Below are 22,693 nucleotides of genomic sequence, written 5' to 3' on the forward strand. Positions count from 1 at the left end.
GCTTGCTCCCGATGCTTTTAGAGCTCTACAACAACCGCTTGGGAGGCACGAGTCGCTTTAGCCCGAGCCGCCTCAATCGACTCATCCCGCGCCAACGCCACACCCATCCGACGCTGGCCATTCACCTCAGGCTTACCAAACAGACGCAACGCCGTGTCCGGCTCGCTCAAGGCGGCGCCGAGGTTGGCGAATGCGGTCTGGGTCGACTGCCCTTCCACCAGGATCACCGCCGACGCCGACGGGCCGAACTGACGGATCAACGGAATTGGCAGGCCGAGGATGGCGCGCGCGTGCAGCGCGAACTGCGACAGGTCCTGAGAGATCAGGGTTACCAGGCCAGTGTCATGCGGGCGCGGCGACACTTCGCTGAACCATACCTGATCACCCTTGATGAACAACTCCACGCCAAACAGACCACGACCGCCCAAGGCTTCAGTCACCGCTTTGGCCACGCGCTCGGATTCGGCCAGGGCCACCGGGCTCATGGCTTGTGGCTGCCAGGATTCCTGGTAATCGCCCTTCTCCTGGCGATGGCCAACCGGCGCGCAGAAGGTGGTGCCGCCAATGTGGCGCACGGTCAGCAGGGTGATTTCGTAGTCGAAGTCGATAAAGCCTTCGATGATCACCCGGCCCTTGCCGGCGCGGCCGCCTTCCTGGGCGTAGTCCCAGGCTTTCTGCACGTCGTCGGTGCTACGCAGCAGGCTCTGGCCCTTGCCCGACGAACTCATCACCGGCTTGACCACGCACGGGAAGCCCAGGTCCTGGACGGCCTTGCTGTAGTCTTCGAAGGTGTCGGCGAAGTGGTACGGCGAGGTCGGCAGGTCCAGCTCTTCGGCGGCCAGGCGACGGATGCCTTCGCGGTTCATGGTCAGCGAGGTGGCACGCGCGGTAGGGATCACGGTGAAGCCTTCGGCTTCCAGCTCAACCAGGGTGGCGGTGGCGATGGCTTCGATTTCCGGCACGATGAAGTGCGGCTTTTCGGCCTCGATCACCGCACGCAGGGCGGCGCCATCAAGCATGTTGATCACGTGGCTGCGATGCGCCACCTGCATGGCCGGCGCGTTGGCGTAGCGATCCACGGCAATCACTTCAACGCCCAGGCGTTGCAGTTCGATTACCACTTCCTTGCCCAGCTCACCGCAGCCACACAGCATTACGCGGGTCGCGGTTGGCGACAATGGAGTTCCGATTCGGGTCATCTCAGGTCCTCAGGGGAGCGGATCATGGTGGAGAAAGGCCGGCATTTTACATGAACTGTGAAAATTGGCCTCAGTTGGCGACGGCCCGTTTGCGCATGCGCCACGCCATGATCAGCCACACCACGGTGACCCCGGCGAATTTGGACACCAGCGCGGTGCCCGCTACAGCCGGCGTGAGCGCGCCGATCAGGCCGAAAAAGATAAAGGTGTCGAGGGGAATGCTCAGCGCCGAACTTATCCACAGGCGATCGTGCAGCGGGCGCTTGGTGATGCTGAACACCAGCCAGTCGATGCATTCGGACACGGCGAACGCCGTGGCGCTGGCCAGGGCGATGGCGGGGTCGGACGTCACATACGACAGCACCAGCGCCGCCAGCATGGCAACGATTGCGCCGTGGCCGAAGCGGGTTTGCACCATGTCGCGCAGGATAAACACCAGGCCACCCCAGGCCGACCAGATAACGTCCAGGTGCGGGGCGGTGGAAAAGGCGAAGTTGATCAGCACGACGCTGCTGATGTAGGCGATCAGGAAGAGCATGGGGGATGGACCTGTGAGCAATCGGCACAGGGTACTTCACATTTTGAAATATGTCGTCTGGGAGGCCCTATCGGGGGCAAGCCCCCTCCCACAGGTGACCGTGTTTCTCCTGTAGGAATGCAGTCAAAATGTGGGAGGGGGCTTGCCCCCGATAGCAATCTGTCAGCCGCCAGATTTGCCGGGAGTCATCCACACCAACCCACTCGCCAGCGCCCGCTCATGGCACAACCCCAACACCACCCGGCGCTCGGTATTGTCCATGCGGCTCCAGCGCGTGATCTCAGCCACAGTGCGCTGGCAGCCGGTGCAAATGTCGTCATCATCCAGCGCGCAAATGCTCACGCACGGCGAGGCGACGGGGCGTTCGCTCGGGTTCATTCTTCCTGCTCAGCCAAGTCACGCGCATAGCGCTGTGAGTTGTGCACATAGTGCGCGGCGCTGGCTTCCAGCATGCTCTTTTGCGCGTCGGTCAGCTCACGTACGATCTTGCCCGGCGAGCCCATCACCAGCGAGCCATCGGGGATCTCCTTGCCTTCGCCGATCAGCGAATTGGCGCCGATGATGCAATGCTTGCCGATCTTGGCGCCGTTGAGGATCACCGCATTGATGCCGATCAGGCTGTAATCGCCCACGGTGCAGCCGTGCAGCATGGCGTTGTGACCGATGGTCACGCCGGTGCCCAGGGTCAGCGGGTAGCCCATGTCGGTGTGCATCACGCTGCCGTCCTGCACGTTGCTGTTCTTGCCGATCAGGATCAGTTCGTTATCGCCACGCAACACCGCGTTGAACCAGACGTTGGCGCCCTCCTCCAGCTTGACCTTACCTACCAGGGTGGCATTGGGGGCTACCCAACTGTTGGGGTGCGTCTCGACGCGGGCGTCGCCCAGGCGGTATTTCATGGTGGTTCCTCACGGCTTGCCATTCACACGATGGCTTAGATATTGATGAAGCTCTTGGGCGGCTGGTGCAGGCTGATCTTGGCGTCGTCATAGAGCAGGTTGATCAGCTCGACGATCATGATCGCCGTCAGCCCCCAGATTTTATATTCGCCAAACCGATAGCTGGGCACATACCAACTGCGGCCCTGGTAATCGATTCTGTGGGTATGTTCGCGCGGGTCCTGTCGGAAAAAATCCAGGGGCACGCTGAAAACCGCGGCAATCTCAGCATCGTTGGCCAGGTATTCAACGTAATCGGGGATAACTCCCACGTAGGGCGTAACCCGGATGCCATGCAGGGAAATCAGCGGGCTCAGCGGGCCGATAACCTCCACCAGGCCAGGCGGCAGGCCGATTTCTTCTTCGGCCTCACGCAGTGCGGTAAAGATAAGGTCCGGGTCTTCAGGGTCGCGGCGCCCGCCAGGAAAGGCCACTTCGCCGCCGTGGGTCGACAGGCCGCTGGCGCGCAGCGTCAGGATCAGCTCGGGTTCATCACTGCGGGTAATCGGCACCAACACCGCAGCCTCGGGAAAACGCCCGTCAGTTTCCAGCGTGTGGGGGGTGTGATTGCTTACCCGGCGAAGTAGCTCGTCCAGCATGAGTCATCTCGGTCTGTTGGCTACCTTGCATCATGCACCAAAGCGCGCAGGCGCCCAACCCCAAAACCCCTGCGGTGTCGCTAAACGACAACTTGCAGGGCCCTGCCAGCCAAGCCAAGATAGACGCACTTTCCAGGAACCCCAGCATGAATTTCTGCAGCCAGTGCGGTAAACCGGTTACCCAGCGCATTCCCGAAGGCGACGGGCGCCTGCGTTTTGTGTGTGATCACTGCTCGACCATTCACTACCAGAACCCCAATATCGTCGCGGGTACAGTGCCGGTGTGGGGCGACAAGGTGCTGCTGTGCCGCCGCGCCATCGAACCGCGCCTGGGTTACTGGACCCTGCCCGCCGGGTTCATGGAAAACGGCGAAACCGTGGAACAGGCCGCCATGCGCGAAACCCTGGAAGAAGCCTGCGCCCGCGTGCGCAACCTGAGCATCTATACCCTGATCGATGTGCCACACATCAGCCAGGTGCATATCTTCTACCGCGCCGAACTGGTCGACCTGGACTTCGCCGCCGGCCCCGAAAGCCTCGAAGTGCAGCTGTTCGACGAAGCCGATATCCCTTGGTCCGAGCTGGCTTTCCGCACGGTGGGGCGTACCTTAGAATGCTTTTTCGCTGACCGCCGGCTGCAGTCGTACCCGGTGCGCAGCGAGGCTGTGCCGCCGATGGGCAAGCCCGCCCAATGACACTCCGGCAGATGGCCTTTGAAGGGATACCGTTTTAATGCGTTGGTTGCTTGCTGTTATCTGCCTGTCGTTCGCTACCCTTTCACCCGCCGCCACTGTGCAAACCCTGGGCGGCAAAACCGTCGAAAAAGTCCTGGTGCTCAAGTCTGCCCACCAGTTGCAACTGATCAACGACGGCAAGCCGTTCAAGACCTACCGTATTTCCCTGGGTAAAAACCCCAAGGGCCACAAGCTGATCGAGGGCGACCGCCGCACCCCGGAAGGCCTTTACTGGATCGACTGGCGCAAGACCAGCGACCGTTTCAACCTGGCCATGCATATCTCCTACCCCAATATAAGCGACGCCGCCCGCGCCCGCCGCGAAGGGGTGAAGCCCGGCAGCATGATCATGATCCACGGCACGCCCGACACCGAAGACTACCCGGAGCAGTGGTTCCACACCCTGGACTGGACCGACGGCTGCATCGGCATGCGCAACGTCGACATGCGCGAAGTCTGGAACCTGGTCAAAGACGGCACCCTGATCGAGATTCGGCCCTGATCTTCGACCGCTGGTAAAATAATCAAAAAATAATTCCTGCCCCTGGCAGCGCCTGCCGGTGAATACCAATTCATCGCGCGGGCCGCACGCTTCTGCGCGCAATAAAGACCTCTCTAATACCACTTGATACCAGGCACCAATAAAGGGCCATGAAACACGCGCGCGCACCATTTTCGTGGCGTTGACATGGTATTTAAGTGGTATTAGCTTGCGACCACTACCGGGCGACAACACTCCAATAACCGCATCGGAAACCGAACATGATGAACGCCATCCTGGCCTTGCGCCCTGACGACAAACAATCGACCCCGCTGTACCTGCAACTGGCCCGTAGCCTTGAAGCGGCGATCCATGCCGGCCAATGGAAATCCGAACAGGCGCTGCCCTCGGAGCGGGCCCTCAGCGAGCAACTGAGCATTTCCCGGGTCACCGCGCGCAAGGCGCTGGAAGTACTTTTTGAACAAGGCTTGATCCGCCGCAGCCAAGGCTCCGGGACCTTTATCACGCCGCGCCTTGAACAACCGCTGTCACGCCTGTCTGGCTTCAGCGAGATGCTGCGGCTCAAGGGCTTTGTGCCGGGTTCGCAGTGGCTGGAGCGCGACATCACCTCGCCCACCCCCGAAGAGTTGATCCGCCTGTGCCTTTCGCACACCGACAAGGTGGCGCGGCTCAAGCGCTTGCGCAAAGCCGATGACACGGTGATGGCGATTGAAATGACCGCGATTCCCGCCTCGGTGCTGCCGCACCCGCAAAACCTCGGCAGCTCGCTGTACGAATACCTCGAGAGCATCGGCAAACCCATCGTCCGCGCCTTGCAACACATCCAGGCCATCAACGCCTCGGACGAATTCGCCCAGTTGGTGGGCATCGCCCCCGGCACCGCCATGTTGCTGATGACCCGGGTGGGCTACACCGCCGACAACACGCCAATCGAAATCACCGACACCTACTGCCGCAACGACTACTACGACTTCGTCGCAGAGCTTCGACGCTAGAGAGAACTGTCCATGTCCGAAGACAACATCCTCACGCCCCAAGGCTGGGTGCGCGGCCGCCTCGTGCACGCGCATGGCAAGGTCACCGCCATTGAAGGCGTGCCCTGCGACCCCGCCGACAACGACCTGCCCTACCTGCTGCCAGGCTTTATCGACCTGCATGTGCACGGCGGCGGCGGCAAGGACATCATGGAAGGCGCGACCGCCTTCGAAACCATCACCCGCACCCATGTGCGCTTTGGCACCACCTCGCTGCTGGCCACCACCATGACCGCGCCGCCCGAGGAAATCTCCCGCGTACTCGGTGAACTCGGCACGTTCTGCGAGCAACGGCCTACCGGCAGCGCCCGTGTACTCGGCGTGCACCTGGAAGGGCCCTACATCAATCCGGGAAAACTCGGCGCGCAACCCAACTTCGCCCACACCGCGTTGATGGCCGAAGTCGAGGACTACCTGCGCCTGGCGCCGATCCGGGTGATCACCATCGCCCCGGAAATCGCCGGCCATGACGGCCTGATCCGCGCGCTCAGCCAGCGCGGCGTGCGCATGCAGATCGGCCACACCCTGGGCAGCTATGAAGAAGGCGTCGCCGCCCTCGCCGCCGGCGCTACCAGCTTCACCCATTTGTATAACGCCATGAGCCCGCTGCATCACCGCGAGCCAGGCATCGTCGGTGCCGCGCTGGCCCACGCCCAATACGCAGAACTGATCCCGGACTTGCTGCACGTGCACCCCGGCGCCATGCGCGTGGCCCTGCGCTCGATCCCCTGCCTGTATTGCGTCACCGACTCCACCGCCGCCGCCGGCATGCCCGATGGCGAATACAAGCTGGGCAGCCACACCGTGACCAAATGCCTGGGCGGCGTACGCCTGGCTGATGGCACCCTGGCCGGCAGCACGCTGACCATGGACCAGGCGCTGCGCAACCTGGTGAAAATCGGCCTGCCGATCAGCGAAGCCTCACAGCGCCTGTCGCAATTTCCTGCGGACTACCTGGGCCTGGAACAACGTGGTCGCCTGCAGCCCGGCAGCTTTGCCGACTGTGTGCGCCTGGACCGCTCCCTGCACCTCACCGACGTAATGGTCGAAGGAGACACCATTGACTTCAAAAATGCTTGAAGAGGCCTTGGCCTCCGGTGACGCGGTTGCCGCGCAACTGCAACGCCTGGACCCGCTGCTGGAGGAAGTCGCCGGTCGCCTGCGCCGCCAGCCGCCGCAAGTGGCGATGACCATCGCGCGCGGCAGTTCGGACCACGCCGCCAGCTACTTCGCCTACCTGGCCATGCAACATGTGGGCATCCCGGTGGCGTCGTTGCCGATGTCGGTGGTGACCTTGTTGCAGGCGCCGTTGAAGGTCAGTGGCCAGGTGGCGTTTGGTTTTTCTCAGTCCGGCCAAAGCCCGGACCTGGTCAACAGCCTGCGCCTGCTGCGCAAACGTGGAGCCTTGAGCGTCTCGCTGGTCAACGCCGATGACTCGCCGCTGCAAGCCGCGTGTGAATTTCACCTGCCGTTGTGCGCCGGACCGGAGCTCAGCGTGGCGGCGACCAAAAGCTTTATCGCCACCCTCAGCGCCAGCGCGCAATTGATCGGCCACTGGAACCAAGAAGCCGATTTGCTGCAAGCCTGCCGCGCGCTGCCGGATGGCCTGCGCGACGCCGCCGGGCAGGATTGGAGCAGCGCCATCGAGGCGCTGCGTGGCTGCCAGCAATTGATGGTGATCGGCCGTGGCGCCGGGTTTGCCATCGCCCAGGAAGCCGCGCTCAAGCTCAAGGAAACCTCGGCAATCCAGGCCGAAGCCTTCAGCAGCGCCGAAGTGCGCCACGGGCCGATGGCCTTGATCGACGCCAACTACCCGCTGCTGATCTTCGCCCCACGCGGCGCCGAACAAGCCGGCCTGTTGAGCCTGGCCGCCGACATGCGCCAACGCGGCGCCCGCGTGTTACTGGCCGCGCCGGACGATATCAGCGAACGCGACCTGACCCTGAGCCGCGCCGAACACCCGAGCCTGGACCCGATCCTGGCAATCATGAGTTTCTACGTGATGGCCGCAGGCCTGGCCGTGGCCCGGGGCATGGACCCCGACCAACCGCGCCACCTGAGCAAAGTCACCCGCACTCACTGAGTGGCGTTTTCCTGATGAGTACCGTGCCCATGTCCAACAACAATAATGCATTGACCCTCTGCGCCCCCTTAAGCGGGCCGGTGCTGACCCTGGGCAACGTTCCCGATGAAGTGTTCGCCAGTGGCGCCATGGGCGAGGGTATCGCCATCGACCCGCTGAACGATTGCCTGCACGCGCCGTGTGATGGGGTGATCATCCATGTCGCCCGCACCGGCCACGCGCTGACGATTCGCGCGCACAACGGTGCCGAGCTGCTGATGCACGTGGGCATCGACACCGTGGAGTTGAATGGCGAAGGCTTTGCGCTGCTGGTCAAGCAAGGCGCGCAAGTGAGCAAGGGCCAGGCGCTGGTGCAGTTTGACCTGGACCGCATTGCGCGCCAGTGCAAGAGCCTGGTGAGCCTGATCATTCTGACCAACAGCGAGCGCTTTGAGCTGACGCCGCTCGCGCTGCAAACGGTCAAGCTCGGCGACCCGCTGATGCAGGTTGCCGCGCGCGCGACCGCCACCGCGCAAACGGCTGTGGATAACGCCCAGGCCGAAGCCAGCGCCCACGTGCGCATCACCCACCGTGGCGGTTTGCATGCGCGCCCCGCCGCCCTGGTCCGCAAGGCCGCCCAAGGTTTCAGCAGCCAGGCGCATTTGCACTTCGGCGACAAATCGGCGCCGTGCGACAGCTTGATTGGCCTGATGGGCCTGGGGATCGGCGAAGGCGACGAGGTGCGCGTGAGCTGTCGCGGCAAAGATGCCGACGCAGCATTGCAGGCGTTGGTCGCCGCCTTGTCGGTTGCGATTAAAGAGCAGCATCACGCGCCGGTCGTCACCGCGCCACGTCGGGCCACTACCGAAGCGCACGTGCTGCAAGGCGTGTGCGCGGCACCGGGCCTGGTCTGCGGGCCGCTGTTCCGCCTGGCCGGCATCGAGCTGCCGGCCGACACCGGCACGCATAACCCCGACGAACAACTGCAACGCCTGGACGCGGCGCTGGAGCAGGTGCGCGGCGAAATCCGCGGCACCCTGGACCACGCCCGCCAACGCCAAGCCGTCGAAGAGGAAGACATCTTCGCCGCCCACCTCGCACTGCTCGAAGACCCGGCCCTGCTGGACGCAGCCACCCACGCCATCGAACACGGCAGCGCCGCCACCCATGCCTGGCGCGATGCAATCCAGGCCCAGTGTGCGGTGTTGCTGGCCTTGGGCAAGCCGTTGTTTGCCGAGCGCTCCAACGACCTGCGCGACTTGCAACAACGCGTGTTGCGCGCGCTGCTGGGCGAGGCCTGGCACTTCGAATTGCCGGCCGGGGCAATTGTCAGCGCCCATGAGCTGACGCCCTCGGACCTGCTGCAACTGAGCGCGCAACAGGCGGCCGGTATCTGCATGGCCGAAGGCGGCGCCACCTCCCATGTGGCCATACTGGCGCGGGGCAAAGGCCTGCCGTGTGTAGTGGCGTTGGGTGCAGACGTGCTGGACGTGCCCCAAGGCCAACGCGTGGTGCTCGACGCCGCCAACGGTCGCCTGGAACTGGCACCCAGCGACGCCCGTCACGCCGAAGTCCACCAACTGCGTGACGCGCAAAAGCTGCGGCGCCAGCAGCAACAGGCACACGCCCAATTACCGGCGATCACCAGCGATGGCGTGAGCATTGAAGTGGCCGCCAATGTCGCGTCCAGCAACGAGGCCCAAGTGGCCTTTGAAAACGGCGCCGATGGTGTCGGCCTGTTGCGCACCGAGTTCCTGTTCGTCGACCGCCGTACCGCTCCCGACGAACAGGAACAGCGTCAGGCCTATCAAGCCGTGCTGGATGCCATGGGGGATAAGTCGGTGATTATCCGCACCATCGACGTCGGCGGCGACAAACAGCTCGACTACCTGCCGCTGCCCGCCGAGGCCAACCCGGTGCTGGGTCTACGCGGTATTCGCCTGGCCCAGGTGCGCCCGGAGGTGCTCGACCAGCAACTGCGCGCGCTGCTGCAAGTGTGCCCGCTGGAGCGCTGCCGCATCCTGCTGCCGATGGTCAGCGAGGTGGATGAACTGCTGCAGATTCGCCAGCGCCTGGATGAACTCTGCGTAGAGCTGGAACTGAACCAGCGCCCCGAGCTTGGGGTAATGATCGAAGTGCCCGCCGCCGCGCTGATGGCTGAGCAATTGGCCAAGCATGCGGACTTTCTGTCCATCGGCACCAATGACCTGTCCCAGTACACCCTGGCCATGGACCGCGACCACGCCGGCCTGGCCGCGCGGGTCGATGCCTTGCACCCGGCCCTGCTGCGGCTGATCGCCCAGACCTGCTCTGGCGCGGCGAAACATGGGCGTTGGGTCGGTGTGTGTGGCGCCCTGGCGTCCGACCCGCTGGCCACGCCGGTACTGGTTGGCCTGGGGGTCCGCGAGCTGTCGGTCAGCCCGCTGCAAATCGGCGAAATCAAGGACCGCGTCCGCCACCTGGACGCGGCGCAATGCCGGCAATTGAGCCAAGGCCTGCTCGACCTGAGCAGCGCCAAGGCCGTGCGCCAAGCCTGTCAAACCCACTGGCCGCTGAGCTGACAACAACAAGAAAAAGGAGACCCGCCATGTACCAACTATTCATCGAAGGGCTGCAACGCCTGGGCCGTGCATTGATGCTGCCGATCGCCATTTTGCCGATCGCCGGCCTGCTGCTGCGCCTGGGTGACACCGACCTGCTCAACATCGCCGTGATGCACGACGCGGGGCAAGCGATCTTCGCCAACCTCGCGCTGATCTTCGCCATCGGTATCGCCGTGGGTTTTGCCCGCGACAACAACGGCACGGCGGGGCTGGCCGGGGCGATTGGCTACCTGGTGATGGTCTCTACGCTCAAGGTGATGGACAGCAGCATCAACATGGGCATGCTCGCCGGTATCGCCAGCGGCTTGATGGCGGGGGCGCTGTATAACCGCTTCAAGGACATCAAGCTGCCAGAGTACCTGGCGTTCTTCGGCGGGCGACGGTTTGTGCCGATTGTTACCGGGTTCTCGGCAGTGGCGCTGGGGGTGATCTTCGGCCTGATCTGGCCGCCGATCCAGCACGGTATCAACAGCTTCGGCGTGTTGCTGATGGAAAGCGGCAGCTTCGGCGCGTTCGTGTTCGGCGTGTTCAACCGCCTGCTGATCGTCACCGGCCTGCACCACATCCTCAATAACATGGCGTGGTTTGTGTTCGGCAGCTTTACCGACCCGCTCACCGGTGCGGTAGTGACCGGCGACCTGACTCGCTACTTTGCCGGCGACCCCAAGGGCGGCCAGTTCATGACCGGCATGTTCCCGGTGATGCTGTTCGGCTTGCCCGCCGCGTGCCTGGCGATGTACCGCAATGCCCTGCCGGAGCGGCGCAAAGTCATGGGCGGGATTTTCCTGTCGATGGCGCTGACCTCGTTCCTCACCGGCGTGACCGAACCGATTGAATTCGCGTTCATGTTCCTCGCGCCGTTCCTGTACCTGATCCACGCGCTGCTCACCGGTTTGTCGATGGCCGTGACCAATATGCTCAATATCCACCTGGGCTTTACCTTCTCCGGCGGGTTTATCGACATGGTGCTGGGTTGGGGTAAGTCCACCAATGGCTGGCTGGTGTTCCCCGTCGGGCTGGCGTATGCGCTGGTGTATTACAGCGTGTTCAACTACTGCATTCGCCGCTTCAATTTGAAGACGCCGGGGCGTGAGGATATCCAGGTCGCGCCGGCTGAAGCGATGAGCGACAACCAGCGGGCCGGGGCGTATATCCGTGCGCTGGGGGGTGCGGCCAATCTGTTGAGTGTGGGCGCCTGCACCACGCGTCTGCGCCTGGACATGGTGGATCGCAACAAAGCCGTGGACGCCGAACTGAAAGCCCTGGGCGCCATGGCCGTGGTGCGCCCGGGCAATGGTGGGAGTTTGCAAGTGGTGGTGGGGCCGCTGGCCGACAGCATTGCCGATGAGATTCGCTTGGCGATGCCGTCGTTTGTTGCCACGGCGCCTGTGGATAAGCCGGTGGCGGTGAACCTGCATGAAGCGGAAAAATGGCTGATTGCCCTGGGTGGCCGGGCGAATGTGCGCCAGCTGGAAGCCGTGGCCATGACCCGGTTGCGGGTGGAGTTGGGGGATGATTCGGTAGTGTCTGAAGCAGACCTGACTGCGCTGGGTTGCCAAGGTGTCAGCCAGCTTGATAGCGGTGTTTGGCACCTGTTGATTGGTGACAAGGCATCGGGGTTGGGTGAGGCGTTGGAGCGGTTGGTCGGTAGCCGTGAGGTGGGCGCCGGGGTGTAGAGGTGCAGTGACTGTTCTGGCCTATTCGCGAGCAAGCCCGCTCCCACATTTTGATGTGTGAATACATTCAAATGTGGGAGCGGGCTTGCTCGCGAATGGCCCTCACAGGCACCTGATTACTTCTGCTCAGGCACCTCAAACAAATCCAACACCCGATCCACCATCAACTGAATCCCTTCCACCATCCGATGAATCCCCAGCACCGCATCGCGTTGCGGGCCGTCGACTTCAAAAGCCAGATTACCCGCCAGCGCCTGCACTGATGCCAGGTCTTGAGAGGCGTTGGCCAGCAGGGTTTCGCTGTTCAGGTTGGGGAGTAAGGTGAAAAGTTGGTCAGTGGGCTGAGAGTTAGATGGGGGATTTGGACTGTCTTTGATCATGGTAATGCTCCTCAAATAATGGGAACTACCAACATCACTTGCAGATGATGGGTGGCAGCTGTGCGCAGGCCTGCAAGACCAAGGAAGGAGCCTCCCGGGTAGACCCAAAGGTCTCCCGCACACAGCCACCATAAAGCGATGACTATGAAAAGCGCCACGATTATAGCGGCGCTTATGAGCTCCAACATAATTTCGGCGGGCTTGCAGTCCCGGTCGCTGAATTGGCAGCGACCCACGAAGACTATTCAAGCCAGTTCCGAGGGACAACCTGAAAACCTCGTAGGAAAACGCCTTACAACACGACTATCTATCTACAGCCCCGCCCCCCATCACCTTCCCCAAGCTGAGGCTTCTAACCCTTAGCATGGAGAATGTGCCGATGAGCACTTCCACCCTGTCCTTCAGCGATATCAAAGGCTCGCTGCACCAGATCGGCGGCCATCTGTTTCTGAGCCCGGCACAGTTGCTGCCCGAGCACCAACCGTCTGCCGAGCAAGCCTATCTGGAGCGCGTCAACAGCCTGCTCAAAACCCATTACCAAACCCTGCTGGGTAAGAGCCGCAAGCTTTACGAAACATTGCCGGGCACTGACTTGTACAGCACACAAGGGCAAGCACTGGTCGACACACTCAAGCGCAGCCTCAACGCCGAGCTGCTGGACATGGACCTGCGCGAGCCGATCAACGGCGCCTCACGCAAGTCGTTCCTGATCGAGGCGGCGGGGCTTATGGCCCTGGAGTACGAGGCACGGCTGGGGGTTCAGGATCGCCTGCTGCACCCGCAAGACAGCGCCATGCTGGCGCAGGTGCGCTCGGGCCCCTCCCTGCGGCCGGGCCTGTACGCCCTGAGGTTCGGCTATCAGGATAAAACCATCGAGCTGGCAGGCGCCTTTGTCGCCACGCAAAAGAACAGCCCGATCGTAACGTCGTTGACCGCCACCGAAGCCGTTGGCCGCGTGTTGCTGTTCACGCCAGTGCGGGGGATCGAAGCGTTCGACTCACTGAGCGAACTCAATGACCGCCTGCTGCAAATCCTCAATCACCCCACCAGCCGCCATGAATTCATGACGTTGCTGCCCAAGCGTTACCACACCCTGACGGCGGCAGGCATCTGGCCACTGGCGCTGGCAAGCATCAACGAAAAGCCGCTGTTCGAGCACCTGTTCGATACCCAGGTGGACAAGCGCACGCAGGATATCGATTACGCGCTGAGCTTCGCCGACAACCCGAGTCGCGACCCGGCCCAATTACACAGTGCCCTCGACACCGCCATCACCACCACCCCGCCCGACTTCAGCGCCCGCCTTGAACTGCGCGCCCAGGCCTTGCTCGAGCGCCATCTGCGTCTGAGTGCGCCTGACTGGTATCGCAGCGCCAGCGAAACCCGGCGTGCCGAGTTGGCCGAGCACCTGGGGCAATACAACCAGGCCCGCCAGGCGTTGCTTGACCTGCTCGGCCCGGCCGCCACGCCCCACGCCCTGGCCGCGCATCAGTGGCGCGAGCGCTTGAGCGATGAGCTGGAGATTGACGACCTGCAGCCCGAGCACCTGCTGGTCACCACCCAGCGCGTGATGACCGGCCTTGGCCCTTATGAACAACAGCGCAACCTGATCGACCTGGCCCTGCGCGGCCTGCACACAGGCGACGAATTGCCCGGCTCGGACTTTGTGCAAAAAACCACGCTGACTTATCACGGTGCAGCGCTGCCCGACACCTACCGCGACCTTACCCCCACCTGGCTCGCCAAGCAGCTGAGCACCCTGCAGCCGCGTATCGATTTTGCCCAGGTGCAACAGGATCTGCATGGCCGCGTCGAACTCAAACAGGCCATCGAACAGATGCTGGACCGGCGGATCAATGCGCTGGCCTACACCGCTGTGCTGCAAAACCACTTGAGCGACGATGACTTCCAGTTGATCCAGCGGCTGCGCGCCGGCAGCGACCCACAACTGAGCGCCGCCAGCCTGGGCTCCGGCGCGCTGTCCCTGCACGGTGCGCAACTGCTGGACCTGTGGGCATTGCGCCAGGCCGACAGCACCGGCACGATCAAGCGCGTGCTGCTGTGCACCCCGCAGGCACCGCGTGCGCAGCAGTTCATGGCCTTCGACAGCGAAGCGCAGTGCCAAGCCCATATCCTGGGCTGGGCCGTGGATAACGGCGTCGAGGCGGCTTCCGGCAGCCTGACCGATTACCTGATCACGCGCCTGCCCATGCGCTTTCGCGGCACCATGAACACCGTGCTGGCCGGCCTGGGCTTCAAGCCCCATAGCCAGGAACACCAGGAGGTCAGCTTCAACACTGCGCCGAGCTATCAAGCCTGCCTGCAATCAATGGCCGAGCATGCGCTGCGCACACGCGTGGATGACTATGACTTCAGTACGCCGCCGTGGTTTCGCTCGGCCAGCACCGAACAGCGAAGAACACTGCTGACGCTGAACGAAAATGCCGACAACACCCTGCAGGTCTACAACGCCCAGGCGTTTTCGGAAGCCAGCTTCCCAAGCTTCGACAGTTACGTGCATCAACAGGCGCGGCTGCGCTTGAACCGGTTGCTCGGGCGCTCACAAAACGATGTCGACCCGGACAGCGTATGGGCCTACTCACCGCCCGCGCTGATCGGTGCCTGGACACCTGCTCCGCAGACGTATACCCAGCTGTATCGCGACGGCTACGCCGATGGCGTGGGGTTTATCGACGAAAAATTCTCCCACTCGGCACGCTTCAGAGGCCCGCAAGGCATCGACCTGACGCCACTGACCGCACAAACCGTGGCGCGCTCGATCACAGGCGTGTGGGTCGGCGAACGCTACATCGATAAGGTGCGGGGCGAATTGCTGAACAGCCGTGAGCCCTCGTATGACATCCGGCGCAGGACCGTACTGGCCATCACGCAATGGCAGTTGCAAAGCGCCGCCCTCGAAAGCCAGCTGCAAGGCCATATCGCCGAGGTTGATCGGCAGTGGCTGGACCTGTGCATCGCCGGCATGGGCGACACCTCGGTGCAGGCCCGCACCCGCTACACCATGCATCGCCTGATGATCGATGGCGATTGGGTCATCGGCGCCTGGCTGTTCACCCACGCGGACAACCCGGTGCTGCTCTACACCCCGCAGGCCCCCGATGGCATCAGCTTTCGCGAGGCACGCCTGTTCAATTACCTGCTGAAAAAGCAGCCGGGCATGATTGCTTACCTCACCGAGCGGGTGGGCGTGCAATCGCGTACGCGGGTGCGCAACTTCCTTGAAGAAGCCCGACGCAAGCTCCCCGAACAGCTGGACAAAACCAGCATCAGCCCCGCGCGCTACGACACCACCCAGCGCGTTGCCCCCATCACCGACCTGCGCCAGGCGCTGTACAACATGAAGCTGCAACGCAAGATCGACGACGTGGCAGCCACCACCGTAAGCCGCACGCAGATGATCACCGGCATTCTCTGGACATGCGTGGAATGGGTGGCCGCCGTTGCCACGGCGCCGTTTCCGGTGCTGAGCCTGAGTGTCGGCCTGTTGCTGGCATTCAAGGACGCCATGCTGGCCCTGCATGCCTACAATCAGGGCGATACCTCGGCCGCTTTCGAGCACTTCCTCGGCTACCTGTTCAACAGTGCCGGCGCGCTGTTCACCGACCTACGGCCCGCACTGCGCGCACTCAACCCCGTGACCAAACCACTGCGTTTGAGTGCGGCCGATGCCGGGCAAAGCCGTGCGCTGCAACTGATCAACCAACTGGAAGCCGCGTCGCCCGCCCCGCAAGGCATGCAACCGGTGATCTTCGACGGCCAGGCGTTATGGGCGCCCAAGACCCCGGATGCGCTCGGGCGTTACTTGCTGTATCGCCTCGACCCAGCAGCCGGCCAGTTGGTGTCCACCGCCCGCTTGGCCGAACCCAACGTCGACGGTGTGTGGGTGCGCAGCGGGCTGGCCGGTGGTGCGCCCAAGTATGAAAGCCTGCCAGAAACCCCCGGACCACATAAAGATTACGGGGTGCCAGCGAAATACTGGCGTGACGTTGAACTCGTCCTCAACCCACAGATGAAACCGGACATGATCCTGTGGGCCGATGTCGCGCAAATCCCCGCGCAAATGCAGCTGGATAACACCGCCATGAAACTGCGCCCTGCACGGGGCATCTATCAGCAGCAGGTCATGCGCCTGGCCAGCGACGCCCAGGCATTTTTCCAGACGTTTGTGCCGCTGCCTGCCGTGGCAAAAGTGCCAGCTGTCGACGCCAGTGCATCATTCGCCGAACTGATTGGCACACAAGCATTTACCGGCAACAAGCACCTGCTCGTCGGCGCCCTGCCGGGCTCGATTGCCGGCAAGCAGGTACTGATCGACAACATGGATGCGCTGATTGAAAAGGGGTTCAACACGCTGTATCTGGAATACCTGCCGGGAGATGTATTCAGGGTAAAATTGCAGAAACTGAACAGTGGTGAGTCCTGGCGCCATATCCGCAAGCATTTGAGCACCGTCGATAAGGCTCTGGGCTTTGCGTCAGACGCGCAGTATTCGTACCTGGCGCTGGTCAGCAAAGCCAGGGCGAAAGGCCTGCAGGTAAGGGCGCTGGACGCGTCGACGTCCTATCAGCTCGATAGCGCGCTGATCCTGGGAGACGAGCCGCCTACCACGCCACGCAATAATCGCCTGAGAAATTTCTACTCGCATAAAGCCATCGAAGCGGATATGGCCGACACCCCGCAGGAACGCTGGGTGGCTCTGGTGGAGCCGTCGCGCCTGCGCACGTTCGAGCAGACGCCTGGTTTGGCAGACCTGCAAGACGCTGTCGCACTGCGCATCGAAGATGTCGGCACAGATCAGCCCATGGGCATTCGTATTGATACGCCTGGCTCGATACCCGGCGACGCACAAGCCCAGGGCGACTACCTCATGACCTTGCCCAGCGCCTATAAGGTGGCCGAGCCTGCCGCACCAGCCGTATCGGCGCCTACCCCCGTCGCTGAACATTTCAGCAACTTCGACATCGCCCCGGCCTTCAGAGACGATATCGTCCAACTGGCGCAGGAGCCCCATGGCCTGGACAGCCGATACGGGTTGGTTACGACATCGCGAATGCCTGCCTTCAATGCATTCATCGACACACGCTCGCGGTTGCGCAGCAGCGCCGAAACCTTCTTCGCCAACTATGTACCACCCATCCGGCCAACACTGCCGGTGGTCACGGCAGCCACGACGCCCCAAGCGTTTATCAAACAGGTCAGCGACAGCCGGCTGTCAGGGCTGGTAATCGGCGAAGGCCATGCTCACGAAGCCAGCAAAACGCTGCTCAGAACGCAGATGAAGACCTTCAAGGAGGCGGGTTTCAAGACCCTCTATGTCGAACACCTGCTCACGGATCTGCATCAGACTGAACTCGATCTGTTCCAGCGTACCCAGCGCGTTCCCGGCCGCCTCAAGGCTTATCTCAAAGGTCAGGATGAAGGGCATATGTGGCCGTACAGCGGCCCCGACACCTACACGCAAGTGATCCAGGCCGCCAATAAATATGGCATGCGCGTGCGGGCCCTCGACTGTACCGCCAGCTATCACGTTAAAGGGTTGTCGGTAGCCAACCCATCGCGAAACCAGATGTTCAGTTACTTCGCGACCAGGGTCATCGAAGCCGACCAGGCGGCGCAGGGCGCGCACAAATGGATCGCCTTTGTCGGCAGTGCACACACCAATATCAACGAGGGGGTGCCGGGGCTGGCCGAGATGCTGGGCGCCGTCAGCCTGCATGTGCGGGACACCGCGCCGGCACTGGCCAGAGGCATTCACCCCGGCTACTGGGAAAGCGATCTTGGCAGCCTCACTTCGGTTGCGCTGCGCAGTGACTTCAAGCTCGATGTCGGTAAAGCTGGCCGGCCGCTTCCCATCGCTTTTGTCGCGATTGAGCGGTCGAAATTGACCCATGCCGGACACTATCTGATCGAACGGCCGTCCACCACAGAAACCCGCCTGGTGCACCACTCCCAAACGGGAGAGATCGTCACCACGCCGATTCAAGTGGACGACAACGGGATGTTCTTCATTGATCGCTGGGGCAAGCAAGCAAAACGCTTCAAGCACCTGTTCACCTTACTCAAGATGCTTGAGTCTGAGGTAAACCTGATAGCCGTGAAGTAAAGGGCGTACCCAACAAAAAACCCGCTGGCCATGATGGCCCAGCGGGTTTCCTGTTTTACAGCCAGCCGATCAGAAATCCGCCAACTGCCATACTTCATAAGCCGGTGTTTCATACGGGTGGCTGAGCTTCAACGCGGCCACAACAGCCACGATCAACGCATCCGCCACTACCAGCTCAACCTTCCATTCCTCAACCACTTCAACCTGGCCAACCTGCCCGATAAACGGCTGGCTGCCGTCCAACGCGCGAAACTGGCCGCGGCCCAGCACTTGCCAGGCGCAGCTGTCGTAGTCGCCGATGCGCCCGCCGCCGGCTGCGAAGACGGCGGTTTTCACCGTCTCCACATGGCTGTCGGGCACAAAGAAGGCCAGCTTGTACACCGCCTTAGTTCACCCACACGCGGGCGTTGCGGAACATGCGCATCCAGGCGCCGTCTTCGTTCCACTCTTCCGGACGCCACGAGTTCTGCACGGCGCGGAATACACGCTCCGGGTGCGGCATCATGATGGTCACGCGGCCGTCGCGGCTGGTGAGGCCGGTGATCCCGCGCGGCGAGCCGTTCGGGTTGGCCGGGTAGCTCTCGGTGACTTTGCCGTGGTTGTCGACGAAACGCATCGACACACAACCGGACAGGTCGGCTTCAAGCAAGGCTTCTTCGCTGGCGAACTCGGCATGGCCTTCGCCGTGGGCGATGGCGATCGGCATGCGCGAACCAGCCATGCCTTGCAAGAAGATCGAGTTCGACTCCTGCACCTGCACCATCGCAACGCGGGCTTCAAACTGCTCGGAACGGTTGCGCACAAAGTGCGGCCAGAACTCGCTGCCCGGGATCAGTTCGCTGAGGTTGGACATCATCTGGCAACCGTTGCACACACCCAGGGTGAAGCTGTCGTTACGCTCGAAGAAGCCCTGGAACGCGTCGCGGGCACGGCTGTTGAACAGGGCCGACTTGGCCCAGCCTTCGCCGGCACCCAGCACGTCGCCGTAGGAGAAACCACCGCAGGCCACCAGGCCTTTGAACTCATTGAGGTCAACGCGACCGGCGAGGATGTCGCTCATGTGCACGTCAATCGCGTTGAAACCGGCGCGGTCGAACGCCGCCGCCATCTCCACCTGGCCGTTGACGCCCTGCTCACGCAGTACGGCAACTTGTGGGCGGATGCCTTTCTTGATGTAAGGCGCGGCGATGTCCTGGTTGACGTCGAAGCTGAGCTTGGTGCTCAAGCCCGGGTTGTCTTCTTCCAGGATCACGTCGAATTCCTGCTCGGCGCAGTCGGCGTTATCACGCAGGCGTTGGATCTGGTAGCTGGTCTCGGACCACTGGCGTTGCAGCAAGCGGCGCTGGCCGGCAAACACGGTATCGCCATTGAACGAGATGTTGATTTCACCGTTGTTGATCGGCTGGCCGATCACCGCCACGCAGTCGTCCAGGCCGGCGGCGCTGAATTGTGCGAGTACGTCCGGGGTAGCGTCCTGGCGAACCTGGATCACTGCGCCCAACTCTTCGTTGAACAGGATGCCGTTGATTTCGGAAGCATCCTCGGCAACGCTGTCGAGCACGATGTTCAGGCCGCAGTGACCGGCGAAGGCCATCTCGACAACGCTGGTCAGCAAACCACCGTCGGAACGGTCGTGGTAAGCCAGCAGGTGGCCATCGGCATTCAGGCCCTGGATCACGGCGAAGAAAGCTTTGAGGTCTTCGGCGTCATCCACGTCCGGCGCGTGCTTGCCGAGCTTGCCGTGGGTTTGCGCGAGGATCGACGCGCCCATGCGGTTCTGGCCACGGCCCAGGTCGATCAGGATCAGATCGGTGGTGCCCTTGTCCATGCGCAGTTGCGGGGTCAGGGTCTGGCGGATGTCGGTGACCGGTGCAAAACCGGTAACGATCAGCGACAGCGGCGACGTTACAGTCTTGTCGACGCCTTCATCGTTCCAACGGGTGGCCATGGACATCGAGTCCTTGCCCACCGGAATGGTGATGCCCAGCTCCGGGCACAGCTCCATGCCGACCGCTTTTACGGTGTCGTACAGGCGTGCATCTTCACCCGGGTGACCGGCGGCAGACATCCAGTTGGCCGACAGTTTGATGTCGGACAGCTTGCCGATGCGCGACGCAGCAATGTTGGTGAGGGTTTCACCAATAGCCATGCGGCCCGACGCCGGAGCGTCCAGCAGGGCCAGCGGCGTGCGCTCACCCATGGCCATGGCTTCACCGGTGTACACGTCGAAGCTGGTGGCGGTGACGGCAACGTCGGCCACCGGAACCTGCCACGGGCCGACCATTTGGTCACGGGCAACCAGGCCGGTGATGGTGCGGTCGCCGATGGTGATCAGGAAGCTTTTGCTCGCCACGGCCGGGTGGTGCAGCACGCGTTCGATGCTGTCGGCCAGTTCGAGTGTGCTTGGGTCGAAATCATCGCCCAGCTCGGCTTCACGTACTGCCGAACGGTGCATGCGCGGGGCTTTGCCCAGCAGCACTTCCAGCGGCATGTCGACCGGGCTGTTGCCGAAGTGGCTGTCGGTAACAGTCAACTGCGGCTCGGCAGTGGCTTCGCCGACCACCGCAAACGGGCAGCGCTCGCGTTCGCAGATGGCCTGGAAGCGCGCGAAGTCTTCAGGGCCAACGGCCAATACGTAACGCTCTTGGGATTCGTTGCTCCAGATTTCGTGCGGGGCCATGCCCGGCTCGTCGTTTGGAATGTTGCGCAGTTCGAAACGGCCACCGCGGTCGCCATCGTTGACCAGTTCCGGGAAGGCGTTGGACAAACCGCCAGCGCCGACGTCGTGGATGAAGCTGATCGGGTTCTTGTCACCCAACTGCCAGCAACGGTCGATGACTTCCTGGCAGCGACGCTCCATCTCTGGGTTTTCGCGCTGTACGGAAGCGAAGTCGAGGTCGGCCGAGCTGGTGCCGGTGGCCATGGAGGAAGCTGCGCCGCCGCCGAGGCCGATGAGCATGGCCGGGCCGCCGAGGACGATCAGCTTGGAGCCGACCAGGATCTCGCCTTTCTTGACGTGTTCTTCACGGATGTTGCCCATGCCGCCGGCCAACATGATCGGCTTGTGGTAGCCGCGCACTTCATCGCCACGCGGGGTGGTGATGGACTGTTCGAAGGTACGGAAATAACCGGTGAGCGCCGGGCGCCCGAACTCGTTGTTGAACGCGGCGCCGCCCAGCGGGCCTTCGATCATGATGTCGAGTGCGGTAACGATGCGCTCAGGCTTGCCGTACGGCACTTCCCACGGCTGTTCGAAACCCGGGATCTGCAGGTTGGACACGGTGAAACCGGTGAGGCCCGCCTTTGGCTTGGCGCCACGGCCGGTTGCGCCTTCGTCGCGGATTTCGCCGCCGGAACCGGTGGCTGCGCCCGGGAACGGGGCAATCGCGGTCGGGTGGTTGTGGGTCTCAACCTTCATCAGGATGTGCACCGGCTCCTGCACCGCGCCGTACTGGCGGGTTTCAGGGTCCGGGAAGAAACGCCCGGCGACGGAGCCGACGATCACCGAAGCGTTGTCCTTATAAGCCGACAGAACGCCTTCGCTGTGCATCACGTAGGTGTTCTTGATCATGCCGAACAGGCTTTTTTCCTGGCTCTGGCCGTCGATGTCCCAACTGGCGTTGAAGATCTTGTGGCGGCAGTGCTCGGAGTTGGCCTGGGCGAACATCATCAGTTCGATGTCGTGCGGGTTGCGCTTCAAGCCGTTGAAGGCCTCGACCAGGTAGTCGATCTCGTCTTCGGCGAGCGCCAGGCCCAGCTCGGTGTTGGCCTTCTCGAGGGCGGCGCGGCCACCGCCAAGCACGTCAATCGCGGTGAGCGGCTTGGGCGCGGCATGGCTGAACAGGCCGGCAGCCTGTTCCAGCTGGCTGACGATGATCTGGGTCATGCGGTCGTGCAGGCTGCTGGCGATCAGCTCGGCTTCGGCATCGCTGAACTGGCCAGCGACGTAGAAGGCGATACCGCGCTCCAGGCGCTGGATTTTTTCCAGGCCGCAGTTACGGGCGATATCGCTGGCCTTGCTCGACCAGGGCGAGATGGTGCCGAACCGCGGCAGAACCAGGAACAAGCGGCCGGTTGGCTCTTGAACAGGAACGCTGGGGCCGTACTTCAGAAGGCGTGCGAGCACTTGCTGTTCGTCGGCGGTCAACACGCCGGTAACGTCGGCGAAGTGAGCAAATTCAGCATACAGGCCTGTAACAGCTGGAACCTTCTGGCTCAGTTGCTCAAGGAGTTTGCTGTGGCGAAAGGCAGAAAGGGCAGGAGCGCCGCGCAGGATCAACATCTTCGGGACAGCCTCGGGAAGG

At 62.6% G+C, this 22,693-nt stretch carries 16 protein-coding genes; 8 read left to right on the forward strand and 8 right to left on the reverse strand.

Features of this window, described 5'->3' with window-relative positions; translation table 11 throughout:
* Positions 1 to 17: 17 nt before the first annotated feature.
* The 5 genes from purT to CXQ82_RS25320 form a co-directional block, all read right to left on the reverse strand.
* On the reverse strand, positions 18 to 1,199 hold the full coding sequence (gene purT, locus CXQ82_RS25300) for a formate-dependent phosphoribosylglycinamide formyltransferase (RefSeq protein WP_101272809.1): 1,182 nt from the start codon (positions 1,197 to 1,199) through the stop codon (positions 18 to 20).
* A gap of 70 nt (positions 1,200 to 1,269) precedes the next feature.
* Positions 1,270 to 1,737: a VUT family protein gene (locus CXQ82_RS25305; protein ID WP_101272810.1), complete on the reverse strand. Its 468-nt coding sequence runs from the start codon at positions 1,735 to 1,737 to the stop codon at positions 1,270 to 1,272.
* A gap of 162 nt (positions 1,738 to 1,899) precedes the next feature.
* The gene (locus CXQ82_RS25310; protein ID WP_101272811.1) at positions 1,900 to 2,115 is read right to left on the reverse strand and encodes a DUF1289 domain-containing protein; all 216 of its coding nucleotides are present in this window, start codon (positions 2,113 to 2,115) and stop codon (positions 1,900 to 1,902) included.
* Positions 2,112 to 2,636, reverse strand: coding sequence for a gamma carbonic anhydrase family protein (locus CXQ82_RS25315; RefSeq protein WP_101272812.1), 525 nt, complete (start codon positions 2,634 to 2,636; stop codon positions 2,112 to 2,114). The genes CXQ82_RS25310 and CXQ82_RS25315 overlap by 4 nt, the downstream gene beginning before the upstream one ends.
* A gap of 35 nt (positions 2,637 to 2,671) precedes the next feature.
* A complete protein-coding gene (locus CXQ82_RS25320) occupies positions 2,672 to 3,274 on the reverse strand; it encodes a CoA pyrophosphatase (protein ID WP_016971944.1) in 603 nt (200 codons plus the stop codon).
* Positions 3,275 to 3,420: 146 nt separating this feature from the next.
* Here CXQ82_RS25320 and CXQ82_RS25325 point away from each other — a divergent pair, with 146 nt between their 5' ends.
* The 7 genes from CXQ82_RS25325 (at position 3,421) to nagE (ending at position 11,885) form a co-directional block, all read left to right on the forward strand.
* A complete protein-coding gene (locus CXQ82_RS25325) occupies positions 3,421 to 3,969 on the forward strand; it encodes an NUDIX hydrolase (protein ID WP_101272813.1) in 549 nt (182 codons plus the stop codon).
* Between the two features lie 37 nt (positions 3,970 to 4,006).
* Entirely contained in the window at positions 4,007 to 4,510 is a 504-nt protein-coding gene (locus CXQ82_RS25330; RefSeq protein WP_101272814.1) for a murein L,D-transpeptidase family protein, read from the forward strand.
* 263 nt (positions 4,511 to 4,773) lie between these two features.
* The gene (locus tag CXQ82_RS25335; protein ID WP_101273868.1) at positions 4,774 to 5,505 is read left to right on the forward strand and encodes a GntR family transcriptional regulator; all 732 of its coding nucleotides are present in this window, start codon (positions 4,774 to 4,776) and stop codon (positions 5,503 to 5,505) included.
* A 12-nt stretch (positions 5,506 to 5,517) separates the two neighbouring features.
* Complete coding sequence (gene nagA / locus CXQ82_RS25340) at positions 5,518 to 6,624, forward strand: N-acetylglucosamine-6-phosphate deacetylase (RefSeq protein ID WP_101272815.1); 1,107 nt, start codon at positions 5,518 to 5,520, stop codon at positions 6,622 to 6,624.
* Positions 6,617 to 7,627, forward strand: a complete 1,011-nt coding sequence (locus CXQ82_RS25345; RefSeq protein ID WP_101272816.1) for an SIS domain-containing protein — start codon at positions 6,617 to 6,619, stop codon at positions 7,625 to 7,627. The genes nagA and CXQ82_RS25345 overlap by 8 nt, the downstream gene beginning before the upstream one ends.
* 29 nt (positions 7,628 to 7,656) lie before the next feature.
* Positions 7,657 to 10,167 (forward strand): phosphoenolpyruvate--protein phosphotransferase, encoded by a 2,511-nt coding sequence (gene ptsP / locus CXQ82_RS25350; RefSeq protein WP_101272817.1) that lies wholly within the window; start codon positions 7,657 to 7,659, stop codon positions 10,165 to 10,167.
* A 26-nt stretch (positions 10,168 to 10,193) separates the two neighbouring features.
* Positions 10,194 to 11,885, forward strand: coding sequence for an N-acetylglucosamine-specific PTS transporter subunit IIBC (gene nagE, locus CXQ82_RS25355; RefSeq protein ID WP_101272818.1), 1,692 nt, complete (start codon positions 10,194 to 10,196; stop codon positions 11,883 to 11,885).
* A 116-nt stretch (positions 11,886 to 12,001) separates the two neighbouring features.
* Here nagE and CXQ82_RS25360 read toward each other — a convergent pair whose 3' ends face one another.
* Positions 12,002 to 12,265, reverse strand: a complete 264-nt coding sequence (locus tag CXQ82_RS25360) for a DUF6124 family protein (RefSeq protein ID WP_101272819.1) — start codon at positions 12,263 to 12,265, stop codon at positions 12,002 to 12,004.
* A 379-nt stretch (positions 12,266 to 12,644) separates the two neighbouring features.
* On the opposite strand from CXQ82_RS25360, the gene CXQ82_RS25370 reads away from it, so the two are divergent.
* Positions 12,645 to 18,389 carry a membrane-targeted effector domain-containing toxin gene (locus tag CXQ82_RS25370; RefSeq protein ID WP_101272821.1) on the forward strand — a complete coding sequence of 1,915 codons (5,745 nt, stop codon included), beginning with the start codon at positions 12,645 to 12,647 and terminating at the stop codon, positions 18,387 to 18,389.
* Positions 18,390 to 18,458: 69 nt separating this feature from the next.
* Here the strand turns inward: CXQ82_RS25370 and CXQ82_RS25375 are convergent, their stop codons facing one another.
* Both CXQ82_RS25375 and purL read right to left on the reverse strand, forming a co-directional pair.
* Entirely contained in the window at positions 18,459 to 18,770 is a 312-nt protein-coding gene (locus CXQ82_RS25375) for an NGG1p interacting factor NIF3 (protein WP_101272822.1), read from the reverse strand.
* A gap of 4 nt (positions 18,771 to 18,774) precedes the next feature.
* Positions 18,775 to 22,671, reverse strand: coding sequence for a phosphoribosylformylglycinamidine synthase (gene purL, locus CXQ82_RS25380; RefSeq protein ID WP_101272823.1), 3,897 nt, complete (start codon positions 22,669 to 22,671; stop codon positions 18,775 to 18,777).
* Positions 22,672 to 22,693 lie beyond the last annotated feature (22 nt).

The organism is Pseudomonas sp. S09G 359 (genome assembly GCF_002843605.1).
GTDB lineage: Bacteria > Pseudomonadota > Gammaproteobacteria > Pseudomonadales > Pseudomonadaceae > Aquipseudomonas.